Origin of the sequence: Lysinibacillus sphaericus, assembly GCF_015844675.1 — a bacterium.
Lineage (GTDB): Bacteria > Bacillota > Bacilli > Bacillales_A > Planococcaceae > Lysinibacillus > Lysinibacillus sphaericus_E.
Genome location: NZ_LDGC01000013.1, coordinates 137,907 through 150,178 on the forward strand (window position 1 = coordinate 137,907; position 12,272 = coordinate 150,178).

11 protein-coding genes are annotated in these 12,272 nt (G+C 31.1%); 9 read left to right on the forward strand and 2 right to left on the reverse strand.

The window, feature by feature from the left end; all coding sequences use genetic code 11:
* Positions 1 to 6: 6 nt before the first annotated feature.
* Positions 7 to 141, forward strand: a complete 135-nt coding sequence (locus ABE34_RS25380; protein WP_276569480.1) for a hypothetical protein — start codon at positions 7 to 9, stop codon at positions 139 to 141.
* A gap of 358 nt (positions 142 to 499) precedes the next feature.
* On the opposite strand, the gene ABE34_RS25795 is transcribed toward ABE34_RS25380, so the two are convergent.
* Complete coding sequence (locus ABE34_RS25795) at positions 500 to 784, reverse strand: site-specific integrase (protein WP_197140873.1); 285 nt, start codon at positions 782 to 784, stop codon at positions 500 to 502.
* Positions 785 to 1,339: 555 nt separating this feature from the next.
* Here ABE34_RS25795 and ABE34_RS04980 point away from each other — a divergent pair.
* The 7 genes from ABE34_RS04980 (at position 1,340) to ABE34_RS05010 (ending at position 10,541) form a co-directional block, all read left to right on the forward strand.
* Positions 1,340 to 1,906 carry a TetR/AcrR family transcriptional regulator gene (locus tag ABE34_RS04980; RefSeq protein WP_197140875.1) on the forward strand — a complete coding sequence of 189 codons (567 nt, stop codon included), beginning with the start codon at positions 1,340 to 1,342 and terminating at the stop codon, positions 1,904 to 1,906.
* Positions 1,907 to 1,963: 57 nt separating this feature from the next.
* Complete coding sequence (locus tag ABE34_RS04985; RefSeq protein WP_197140876.1) at positions 1,964 to 3,820, forward strand: alpha/beta fold hydrolase; 1,857 nt, start codon at positions 1,964 to 1,966, stop codon at positions 3,818 to 3,820.
* Between the two features lie 520 nt (positions 3,821 to 4,340).
* A complete protein-coding gene (locus ABE34_RS04990) occupies positions 4,341 to 4,778 on the forward strand; it encodes a hypothetical protein (protein WP_197140877.1) in 438 nt (145 codons plus the stop codon).
* Positions 4,779 to 5,172: 394 nt separating this feature from the next.
* The gene (locus tag ABE34_RS04995; protein ID WP_197140878.1) at positions 5,173 to 5,823 is read left to right on the forward strand and encodes a TnsA endonuclease N-terminal domain-containing protein; all 651 of its coding nucleotides are present in this window, start codon (positions 5,173 to 5,175) and stop codon (positions 5,821 to 5,823) included.
* Positions 5,808 to 7,979, forward strand: coding sequence for a hypothetical protein (locus ABE34_RS05000; RefSeq protein WP_197140879.1), 2,172 nt, complete (start codon positions 5,808 to 5,810; stop codon positions 7,977 to 7,979). The genes ABE34_RS04995 and ABE34_RS05000 overlap by 16 nt, the downstream gene beginning before the upstream one ends.
* A 15-nt stretch (positions 7,980 to 7,994) precedes the next feature.
* Positions 7,995 to 8,966: an ATP-binding protein gene (locus ABE34_RS05005; protein WP_346655528.1), complete on the forward strand. Its 972-nt coding sequence runs from the start codon at positions 7,995 to 7,997 to the stop codon at positions 8,964 to 8,966.
* Positions 8,967 to 8,981: 15 nt separating this feature from the next.
* Positions 8,982 to 10,541, forward strand: a complete 1,560-nt coding sequence (locus ABE34_RS05010; protein WP_197140881.1) for a hypothetical protein — start codon at positions 8,982 to 8,984, stop codon at positions 10,539 to 10,541.
* A 127-nt stretch (positions 10,542 to 10,668) separates the two neighbouring features.
* Here the strand turns inward: ABE34_RS05010 and ABE34_RS05015 are convergent, their stop codons facing one another.
* Positions 10,669 to 11,664, reverse strand: a complete 996-nt coding sequence (locus tag ABE34_RS05015) for a DGQHR domain-containing protein (RefSeq protein WP_197140882.1) — start codon at positions 11,662 to 11,664, stop codon at positions 10,669 to 10,671.
* A 133-nt stretch (positions 11,665 to 11,797) separates the two neighbouring features.
* Between ABE34_RS05015 and ABE34_RS05020 the strand changes: the two genes are divergently transcribed.
* Positions 11,798 to 12,148 carry a helix-turn-helix domain-containing protein gene (locus tag ABE34_RS05020; protein WP_155591265.1) on the forward strand — a complete coding sequence of 117 codons (351 nt, stop codon included), beginning with the start codon at positions 11,798 to 11,800 and terminating at the stop codon, positions 12,146 to 12,148.
* Positions 12,149 to 12,272: the final 124 nt, after the last annotated feature.

Genomic DNA, 12,272 nt, shown 5'->3' on the forward strand with positions numbered 1-12,272 from the left:
CCATTTTTGAACCTAACCATTGAAGATTATTCAAATGATACACATTTCTCAAAAGACTTAAATATTATCGTGTATAAAGCAGCACATGAATTACAAGCAGATGGAGTAAACGTTCTCGCACCAATCCTGTTGGATATATAGACTGGATTACGTTCTACGAATTTAATTAGATGAAAGGTTAAATCGCTAGAAAGGGAAAATTGTTCTATTAAAATCACGCTTGTTTAGGGAAATAATACCAAACAAGAGGATACACTATTATTATCGAAAAATAGAGAAGGATTGCTTCCAATCCCACCAAAAGCTATGGCTGTACTTTGTGAATATGCTCAAGGAAAGTACCAGACGATTCATTACTTTATGGGTTAAAAGGGAAGGCCTTTGTGTTCAAACTCAACAAAAAATGGGGCGTGATGCGGTAGGTGGAAGACCTGCCTCTTTCAATCCATCCTTAAAGATGACATGTAAACCGCGTGAATCTAATGCTTTATAGTTTTTATTAAAGAAAACTGGTTCTATGATTTAATCTTAAAGTTGCTTTATAGGATGCCAGAAGCGGAATTAAGTGTGGGTGAAAGGGCAATATCCGTTCTTTTTTTTCTTTTCCATCATCTCGACTTGTTTCATTTACCAAATCAATTTGTTCCCATGTTAATGAAACAAGTTCAGAACGCCTTAGACCTGTTGTTGCTAGCAATATAAACATTAACTCATTCTGTATCAAAAAACGTGATTGGTCGCGTTCTAAATAGCCAAATAGCTGTTGTAGATCGGTTAAGGTCATATAAACAGGGAGTTTATCATCGGTCTTTGGTGATTCGATCCCGTGCGTAAAGAGCGAGGTAGTGTTCCTTTAGACAATATTTGGCGAACGATTTTAAGAAAGAAATTTTTCGTTTAAGAACCTGTTAAGGATTTGGAAATAGCTGAGAAAGAATCTCCTAAAGTAGATAATCAATGAGAGATGGAAACAAGTGGTGGTGCTATCATTTTCCATTTATTGAGATAATTGATGTAGCATGTCGAATATGCTGTACTGAAATGGGCATAAAAGTATCTCCTCTAAACAATTTAGTGACTACAAAAATAAATTCGTATGTATCTTCCAAAAAACATATTTGTTTTCTTTTCAAAAATATATGAACCTAGCGTTAAAACACAAGTGAAAAATTGCAAGCCATCCAAACCAGTTCAACTTTGTTCAAAATGAAATTAATTTTTAGCAGTAAAATCAATTAAAGTATAGCTTTTTTGATTAATTTTTTTATTAAACTAACAAAAATACTTGCAACACTTATCATAGTACTGTACAGTACTAATTATGACGAAGGTAAAACTAATGAATCAAAAACGTGTGATTGAAGTAGCTGCAACATTATTTTTAGAAAAAGGGTTTGCTTATACAAGCATGGATGAATTAGTTCGTGTAAGCAAAGTTTCAAAGTCTAATGTGTATTATCACTTCTCTAATAAGGAAGAATTGTTGGAAGGGGTCGTTGATTATTGGATTGAAATGTATCAATCTGCAATTGATGGCTTACTATCTCAAAACCAATTATTAGTTGAAGATCGTATCCAACTGTTTTTAAAGCAATTATCACAAGGAGTTCAGACTAGAGAATATCAGGGGAGCTGTCCATTTATAACGCTTTATATTCAAAGCCCTACAAATGCCACAAAAGTAAAAGAAAAAATAGGTCTTTTTTTTATAGGATTACAAACGAAAGTTTCTCTCTTACTTAAACAAGGGGTAGAGAATGGTGAATTTAGAAAGACAATTAATATTGACGAGGTTGCATCTCTTTTTATTACAAATCTTGAAGGAGCGCTATTTATTTCAGAAACACTGAAGGATGCAACTGTAATCATGAAAACAGCAAATCATTTTTTTAACTTGCTTCGATAAAAGAAGCATTTTTTTTACATCAAATTAGTACTGAATAGTACTAAAAGGAGGATTTATATGAGAACAGTATTTTTAACTGGTGGAACAGGTTTTATTGGAAAGCAATTAGTGAAGGAATTAGCCAAAGAGCATGTTACAATTCTTCTATTAGTGAGATCGAAAAGTAAAGCAACACGCATTTATCAAGAAAGAGGCATCTTAAAAGAGGCAGTTATGCACTTTATTGAAGGTGATTTGACGAAAAAAGACTTAGGTCTAAGTGCTGAAGATAAGGAGTGGGTATTGAAAACGGATGTGATTATTCACGCAGGAGGCCCCATGGATATTCAAGCGACAAGCAAAGAGGCAGCTTCCGTATTTTTGAATGGTGCCCAACATATTAGTGAATTCGCTAAAAATATTCATCAATTGAAGGGATTGCAACAATTTATTCATGTTGTAGGCTATATGAGTCCCTTTGATGATAAAAATAGCAAGATTGCGATAGATGTGTTTAAAGAAGGAAACAATTTTTTGAAAATAAAAAACCCATATGAGAGAACAAAGTTTTTAGCAGATCTTTATATCCGTCAGCAGGCATCAACAGTAGGTTATCCGCTTTCAGTAATTAATCCTCCAACTGTAGTTGGTAGTAGTAAAACAGGGAGTACTGAGCAAACAGGAGGCTTAGGCTTGCTTGTGAAGAGTATGCGAAAAGGGCTCATGCCAGTGATTCCTGGAGGTAAGGAATATAGATTACCACTTATTGCAAACGATGAACTAGCAAAGTTTATTGTGCAGGTTTTCAGATTGGAGCAACCAACTATACAAACATATACACTTGTTGAAGATAAACAACATGATCAGAATATTTCAGAATTATTAGATGCTATGTCAGAAAGTATGAATATGACTGCACCTAAAATTTCTGTCCCATTGCCATTTATGAAAGCACTTATGAATAGTGGCGTAAGCAAAATAACCCAAATTCCTGCTGATGGGCTAAACTTTATTACGAATGGAACATTTTCAAATGGTTCAGCGAAAAAGATTATGGGAGAAGATTGGTTTAAGGAGACAAATGTAATGAAATTTTTCCCAGCTGTAATAGCTGATCTGGATTATCGCATGATGTATCAAAATGGCCCGCACAGTCATTTATTTAAACGAACATTATGTAATAATACTACCATTTACCAATCACAAGGAGAGGGTAAACCGTTTATTTTATTACATGGTTTATTAAGTGATGGAGAGGATTTATTTCCTTTAGGGAAAGAGCTTCATGAAAAAACGGGTCGACCTGTATGGATCATGGATCTTCCAGGTTTGGGACGTTCTCCTTTTAAACGAGAGAAAAATCTTTTAAATATCTATTTGAATGTATTGAAAAAGTTATTGGAGAAAGCTACTAATGGTGCCCATCTAATTGGCCATTCATTTGGTGCGTATATTCTTTTGGAAGCATTAGTACAAAAGTACATAGATAAGAAGTATACAATTACTTTACTTCAGCCACCTGTTGCTAAAAAAAATGCTAAATCGATAAATGTTCCTCAATTTATGAACAAATGGACATTGAAATTGGCAACTACTAATTTGATAGAGCGTTATTTATTAAGTAATGGTTTATTTGAAAGTACGGAGAGCATCCCTGAACATTATATTGAAAAAATAAGTAACAGTTTTACTTCTCCTAGAATTTTAAATACTACGGTTCAGCTTAACAGTTTACTATTGAAAAACGTTCAAGGTGATTTCAATGAAGTAACAAAGTATAATCTTCGCATTATTTGGGGGGATTATGACAGAGGCTATTCTGCTCCTTCGCATCTTGGCAAGGTTGATTTTGTTCCATATGGTCATCATTTTCCTCTTAACCATCCGAGTGAAACGGCTAATTTGGTAATAAAAAATAGTAGTACTAGCAGATGATAGTGTGGGATAAATAAAAAGCGTGTAGTAAGATCGTTGTGTCTTTGAATTAAAGTCGTACTGTTTGAAAAAAAGATTGTCTACATGAACGCTGGATTATTATGAATCTAACTGCTAATCAATTACAGCGTACATATCAGTATCCTGAGGTAGTAAAATGAGAATTGAACAAAGTATTGTTCCTTACGCATGGCATATAATCACCTTGTGAAGAAATATACTTAAACTCCCATGAAAGAACGTAATAATCTTTCATAAAGCAAACAGATTATTTTATGTGCCTGTAGTCGAGCCATTAAATCCCTAGTGCTTTAATTACTTCGAGCTATTGAATGGAATAACTATGTAGTAGATTTTGATATTGCATGTATGCAATATTAGCAAAATAAAAGCCCTTATTCGATTATAAGGGCTTTTACTGTGATATTTATTTAAAGGGGATGCTAATTTGAAAGTTGCAAAGATTACACTTTTAATAACTAGTTTAGTAGTACTATTACTGTTTTATTTGAGTAACCGAATGACTGTGAGCCCAGTCACTATTTCAGGCAACGGGAATCCAGCATTGATAGTAGTTGCCATATTACTCCCAATGTTCTTTCTAATGGTTATATTATGGGTAAGAATTCTTAAAGTTCATTCAATAAGTAAACGCTTTTACATTGTTGGAATAATTTTGACTTTTGTTCACTTGATTCTTGCTTTTATCTATCAAAGAATCTCTCTAACAAATTATCGAGATGTTATTAAAGATGCATTAATTGAAAAGAACGGGGAAGTAGATGATCAATATGTACAAAGCATCACAACAGTATTAGATATTCATGTTAACAACCAATATTTTAATATTAATACATTCTTTATGTTTATCAGTTTGTCAATTTTCATAGCCTTAGTAGTTTTTTATTTATTGGATTCACAAGAAGAGAAGATAGAAAATAAAGACGTACAAGAGTAACATTTTTTCTGAATTGTGCAGTTAGAAGTCCATATACATGTCCACTCCGAAGTTTATGTCTACACACAACTTAGACGTGATGTGATTTTTAAAATCAAATTATTTTACGTACTTATTTACTTAGGGATACCGTTTGCTGCCGGATTCCTAACTCGATCTGCCAGCGTAAGGCAACCCATGACAAGAGGACCTATAACAGCGGCTGTATGTGGACAAGAATCTACAGACAATAAATATTCTACATAATAATTGACATAATAGCATTTTTTAAAATTATGTCTGGACATTCTTGTCTAAATTTAGAGACAAGAATGTCCGGATTTTGTATAATAAAGACAAGAATATCCATATAAAATATTTTCAGAAAATTCAATTTAATAAGTAGGTGATATTTTTGTATAAACCATTGATAACTTCTGCTAGTAAAAGGTATGGCAACAACAGATGGGAATCTTTTAGCAATAAATTAAAACGAAATGTTTATTTATTTAGCGATTTAGAATATCAGCATTGGTTACAAATAGAAACCGATCCAAATATAATTGATTTTTGTGAACAAGCAATAAAAATGGAGATTATAGAAGATAATAAAACACAATTCTCTATTATAGATATGTGGGTAAGATACAAAAATGGGAAGCAATTTTTTATTGAAATCAAATATTCAAAGGATTTAATGAAGGATTCTGTAAAGAAACAAATAAATGTACAACAACTTTGGTGTAAAGCAAATCAAGCAAGTCATTTAATCAAGACGGAAAATGAAATAGGACTCACCCCAATTAAATTATCGAACTTAAAGCTTTTAATACGACAAGTTAAAAATACGCTAGAAGCTAAACAAGAGAATATAGACATTGTAAAAAAGCATATTTTTGAGCAACCAAAATCAATTCAACAAATAGCACTTGAAACAGAAATTGAAACTAGTGAATTGATAAATATTGTTTGTATTCTTGTATATAACGGATTTATTAAGTGTGATTTAGATACAAAACATTTAGGGAAGAATACGGAGGTTTGGAAGACATGCGACGATATCTAACAGATAAAGTACCAATTAAAGATTTAGATATTACAAATTGGGAAAATATTTATACTGGGGATATGACTTTGAATGAACTACAAACGTTTAATTCGCGGAAGAAAGCAATTGATCTCTTTTTCACTACCGAACTTCCCATAGATAATATAGTTGAGGAAACAGGAATAGTAAGGAGTGAAATATATCGTTTTGCTTCCCGCTGTATTATGTATGATGACTCTAACAAAATTTTGGGTTATAGAGGATTGATACATTATCAAACTGTTGTTCCATATAATCGTAAATTGATTTGTAATATTAATCCAACTAATTATTCAGGTGCATTCCAATTACTTTTAAAAAATTACCCTGAATTAAAAGTCTTTTTAATAGAGGAGTATTTTAATAAATCTAAAGTAAAAAATAGCGCTAGAGAACGTAAAATTAGTTATAAAAATCTGCATAGGAAATTCATTAATGAATGTAGGAAGATAGGTATTAAACCTAATGAATATCCTTTTAACACGATAAGTTTAGCCCGAAAGTCCGTTGAAAGATTTATTAAAGATATTTCAAATAATTATATCCGTGAAGTAGCTGATTTTAACGGAGGGCAATCCTCCATGATCTTAGATAATGTAAACAATTCTATTAACTCGAATTCAACAATTACTAGACCATTAGAAAGAGTAGAGTTTGATGGTCATAAACTTGATGTAATAACCGCAATTGTATATCAAACGCCAAAGGGAGAAGAAATAATAGATATACTTAATCGTATTTGGTTATTAACTGTTGTTGACGTAGCAACTAGAGCTGTTATAGGTTACCACTTATCTTTCAATAAAGAATATAACCAAGAAGATGTTAAAAAGTGTTTTCAATCGGCAATTTTACCTTGGAAACCTAAAGACCTTACTATACCAGGATTAAGCTATTCTAAAAATGCTGGGTTTCCCTCATCTAAATTTCTTGAAGCTGAGTACGGCGTATGGGATGAAATTAGCTATGACAACGCAAAATCACACCTTTCTAAAGAAATAAAAGAAATTTTAACAAAACAAATAGGTTGTTCTATTAATATGGGACCTGTAGCAGTTCCTGTTAACAGACCAATTATTGAACGTCTTTTCAGAAGTATTGAAGAGAACAGTTTTCATCGACTTCCCTCAACTACAGGTAGTAACGTAATGGATCCCCGAAGAAAAGATGCTGAGAAGAATGCAATTAAATTTTCCATTACCTCTGATGCGATTGAGGAATTATGTGATGTAATTATAGCAAATTACAATGCAACACCTCATGATGGTAATGATGGCTTTACTCCCTTAGAGATCTTTGAAAGTAGGATTAATCAAGGAATGCATATTGCTACTATTCCTGTGGAAAACAGAGACTTAGTTAATTTATTTCCAATAACTAGTGTGCGAATCGTAAAAGGTAACTTAGATCAAGGTAGGAGGCCATATATACATTATAAACATGAACGTTATTCTAGCCCTGAACTCAGTAGAGATTTTTCAATGGTAAATGAAAAAGTAACTATCTTAATTAATACTGAGGATCTTCGTTCAGTTGTAGTTTATAGACAAGATGGATCAAAATATGGGGTATTAACTTGTAGTGGTTATTGGGGAACTGTACAGCACTCCTTAAAATTAAGAGATGCAATAAATAAATTTAAGCGCGAACGATATTTCCACTATACCGAAGATGAAGATCCTATGGATGCTTTTCAAGCTTTTTTAGAAGAAAATGCAATTAACGATAGAAAACTTAGGAATCTATTAGCTGAATTCAAATCCTATAAAAAAAGATATAAAATTGATTCAAAAAATAAAGAGAAGAAAAAAGTACAGGTTAAGTTAAAAAAAGAACAACAAATACTACACCAAGAAGTTATTGATGTCAGAAAGGTCGCTAAGGTTGAAGAGATTTCTAGAGATAACACTAGCAATAAACAAAATGAAGCATTCAAATCAACTCACGATCTAATCATAGAACAAAAATCAATTCAAAAAGGAAAAAATTCTACGGTGGCTAACACTAATTCAGATAAAGATGATATTAGATTAAATAACATCAATCCTGAAATCACAGAAACAAACTACTTTGAGCATTTAATAAACCTAGAAAAAAACAAAAATAAAAATAAAAGAAAATCAATCAATCTGTAGGTGGTGTATATTTTGGTGAATTTATCTAATATTAATGTTCCTTTTGGAAAACACCCTGTAGATACTGGAAAATATCTAATTGCCACAAATGAAATTGATAAATTATGTTATATAGTTGGTAACTGGATTGATAACAGATTTCCAGGTGCTATTATTCATGGTCGCCCTCGCTTAGGTAAGACACGTGCTATTTCATACCTAATCAAAGTACTTCCTGAAGAATTAAATCAAAATATTCCTATGTTCCATATTAGATGTAGAACCTATAAAAGTGCTAGAGAAAGTAATTTTTTTGAGGATTTATTAGATGGAGTTGGACATGCTGCACCTGATTTAGGAAGACCAAGTGAAAAGAGAGTTCGTTTAAAGCATTTTTTTATAAATGCAGCTGAAAAATCAAAACAAAATAAAATTGTTATTTTTATTGATGATGCACAAAAACTATCTGCCATCCAATATGACTGGTTAATGGATATTTATAATGAATTAGATGAATATGGGATTGTGTTAACTACTATTTTAGTAGGACATGATGAATTAATTGACCGTAGAAAAAGATTTATTATAAATAAGGATTTTCAAATAGTGGGTAGATTTATGAGTGATAGCTATCAGTTTAATGGGTTAAAAGATGCCGAAGATTTTAAGATATTACTGGAGCAATACGATGAAGGAACTGAATTCCCTGTTAATTCAGATGTATCTTTTACTCAGTATTATTACAGGGACCTTTTTGAAAAAGGGTTTAGGTTAGTTAACTATGCAGAAGAGTTTTATGACGTATATCTAGAACTGCAATTAGAGAAAGGCTTACAAAACAACAAAGAAATACCAATGCAATACGTTACACTGTCTATAGAATATATCTTGAAAAACTATGGTTTTTTTGGTGAAAATGTTCAACTACTAAATAAAAACCTTTTTAAAAAAGCAATCATCAATTCTGGTTACATTCAATCCGAGTTAGTTTTATTAGATGTTGATTAAAGGGGAGGGGGTAATATGGATAAAAAGGAGTTTGTATGGAATAAGGACTGGATCCATAGTTATATATCCAATTGGTGTATATTCGAACGTTTTAAATTCTCTAACGCTTTAAACAATAATGATCTACTCGGTATTTTTGGAAACAATAATGTTAAAGCCGTAAAGCGTATCGCAAGTGTAGGTGATTATCTAAGAAATCTTGTAAGCTTATCTGGTATAGATAAAGATAAATCCATTGAAATATTAGGGGTAAACCTAAAAAGTAGAAATTCACTGATTTACAAAAAAATAAAACCTATACTAGGTTTAACATATGCTTATTCTATCAGAGAGCATATTACCTTTTGCCCCAGTTGTATTAAATTTGGTTTTCACAGTATTTTTCATCAAATGTCCCTTTTTAAAACTTGCGTTTTTCATCCAACTGAAAACTTAGTAGATAGCTGTGAAGAGTGTGGAAAGGTTTTAGGTGAATATCTGTTGTCCAATTTATCAAATTCTCCATTTAACTGTGAATGTGGTTTTTGTTTTTTAGATAATAATAATGTAATTTCAATTTTTAATAGTTGGAAAAAGAAATTTACAATCAAAGATGAGGAATTATTAAACCTTCTTAGCTTATATAAACATCATAAAGAAATTCCTTTATTGATCCATCCAATACGTATTTTACGGAAGTATAATGAATTCGACCAATCTAATTTAAGTTTATTAATTGATTATCAGAAAAATTACTATTTGGATGAACAATTTAAAGAAAATACAATTCTAAAAAAAGTATATACCCCGAATTTTCTTTCCTCAAAAAGTGTTTTAAGAAGTACAATAAGTAACTACAATTACACTTTCAATTATCGTTATAATATTCGTTCACTCATGCAAAGAGATAAAATAGATGCTGTGTTTTATGAAATATATATACAATCCCGAGAAATCTATAAAACAATAAAAAGATATCTGATGGATCACTACCTAAAAAAACATAAGACTTGTATTCAATTAAATAATGTACTAAATAGTAATGGCACTTACTGCGGATTCGCTTTGGCGTTTACTTTTTGGAGAGAAGAATTTGAAGATATAAATTTATCTCAAAGAATAAAGCAAGGACCAGTTGAATCAAAAATATTTAACTTTGAGTGTTATTTAGAAAGATTTTCACTTTATCCTAAGGGAGTTTATTGTTATTATCTTGAAGATTTATTGGATAATTGTTTTAAAATCACTAAAAATCTTGATTTAATCGATTTAAATCAAATAAAAAAGGTAGTAAGTAGTCTACTACCATATTTATTGCTTGAAAGGTTCTGTGAATATTTAGAGTTGATATTACATCCTTCGAATTATAAATCGAGCAATTACGTTTTACCCAGTATTATACCAATGCATTTGATTGTATTCGATAAACATATACACAAAACTACCATATACTATCAAAATATATTTAAAAAATTAAAAAAGTTAATTCAGGAGATGCAAGAAGAAAAAAATGTTTGTGGTTTTGAAAAGAATAAAAAATATGAATCCTATCTAACCCCTGCGCAAATTGCAGTATTAAAAATGGATAAAAGATAAACGCTTTCAAAGGAATAGTTAGATTATACAAGCCACAAAGAAGTACTTCCCTTAATGGTTTCTATATTGTGTATTTTAACATCAAAAGCCTCCAATTTAATGGAGGCTTTTGATTTCATTTTATCACTTAATTTTTAAGGCAATTTAATATATCTTCTGCTAACATTTTAGAGCCTGCAGCTCCCTTAATGTACTTCAAATTCCCAGTTGATAACCAATCAATCTCTTTCAAGTTTCTTAAAAGCTTCGTTAATTGAACAGAATCCGGTTGTTGGGATTTCATTGAATAATTTTCATTAATTATTTTATTTCCTACTATCGCAAGTGCATTTAAACATGTTATATGTGTCATTCGATACAACTGATTATCATCCCACTGATCTGGAAACAAATCTTTTATTAAATTGAAGTAAAGTAAAGCTAGGTTTAGTTTACGTTCTTTTGAGAGATTTGCTAAAGCAGATTTTTTGGTTAATAATTTTATGATGTTGTACAGATTTTGTAATGTTACGTTTTTTTCTTTAGTTCTTCTACCGATTAAGGTCCCTTTACTAAAAAAAGGACTCTCAGGCTTAAGAATTAAGTTTGTAGCTACCCAGCTAATGTCATCATTATCCCTATTTAAATAGCGACTTAGTGATGTACCAATACCCTTGGCTTTTGAATTAATTACATCAAATAATTTAATTTCTTCATCCTCATCTAAGTAATGAAAAGCCAGGAAGGGAACATTAAGTGTGCTGTCTGTTTCATTAATATACTCACTTATTCCACCTAATCTATGCTGCCCATCCATTAATGTAGCTTTTTTTGTGCATATTAATCTCCCGAAATTTCTTCTTTGACCATCATATGCGTGAAATTCCCAATGTCCTGAAGCATTTAATAAAATTGGCGTGTAAAGAGCATCTTCACCTTGTGATAAATAACTTGCAAAATCTTTGCACCTTTTTTTATCTATAGGTCGTTGATAACCTTTACCAGAAGGATCATTATAAAGTTTGGAATATGAAAAATTGACTGCAATTTGAGATGAAACAAAGCCTTGATACGTAACACGACCACGCATTTTAGATTGTAATACATTTTCTATTGCTATATTTGAAGGTAAGTTATTACTCATAATAAAAACTCCTTAACAAAAATTTAATTCTTAAACAGTATAGTACTTATAAGTACATAATTCAATCAAATTTATACTATATGTAACTGTAAGATAGTACAAACCTCACATAGTCTAAATGTGAGGTGATTTTGTGGAAAGTTTAGTCAAATTAGTTGGTAGCAATATCAAAGAAATACGGAAAATGAAAAAACTCACTCAGGAAGAATTGGCTGAAAAATGCGGTCTGCAAACTTCGTATTTGGCCGGGGTTGAACGAGGGGATAGGAATATTACTATCCAAACTTTAGAAAAGATTACTGAAGGCTTGGAAGAAACACCAAGCAGTATCTTTAAATTTGATACTATCAATTTCGATAATAAGTATTTTGAAAAAAAAGAATTGATTATGATCTTGCAAAATCTAATAGAGGATAGAAGTGAAGTAGAGGTTCGTTTAATATTAAATATTGCTAATGAAATATTTAATACTTTTGAAAAATGAAGGCCTTTAATAAAAAAATCCATAAAGAATCATCAAGTTTACCACTCATCCGAGTGGTTTATTTTTTATCATTCAAAAAAGTCAGTGATTTTGAGTTAATAAAATCCATTATCGTTGCTCTTGA

Coding starts and splice junctions, on each gene's coding strand:
- ABE34_RS25795 (WP_197140873.1), bottom strand. CDS start 784: ATGACCTTAACCGATCTACAACAGCTATTTGGCTATTTAGAACGCGAC.
- ABE34_RS04980 (WP_197140875.1), top strand. CDS start 1,340: ATGAATCAAAAACGTGTGATTGAAGTAGCTGCAACATTATTTTTAGAA.
- ABE34_RS04985 (WP_197140876.1), top strand. CDS start 1,964: ATGAGAACAGTATTTTTAACTGGTGGAACAGGTTTTATTGGAAAGCAA.
- ABE34_RS04990 (WP_197140877.1), top strand. CDS start 4,341: ATGACTGTGAGCCCAGTCACTATTTCAGGCAACGGGAATCCAGCATTG.
- ABE34_RS05000 (WP_197140879.1), top strand. CDS start 5,808: ATGCGACGATATCTAACAGATAAAGTACCAATTAAAGATTTAGATATT.
- ABE34_RS05010 (WP_197140881.1), top strand. CDS start 8,982: ATGGATAAAAAGGAGTTTGTATGGAATAAGGACTGGATCCATAGTTAT.
- ABE34_RS05015 (WP_197140882.1), bottom strand. CDS start 11,664: ATGAGTAATAACTTACCTTCAAATATAGCAATAGAAAATGTATTACAA.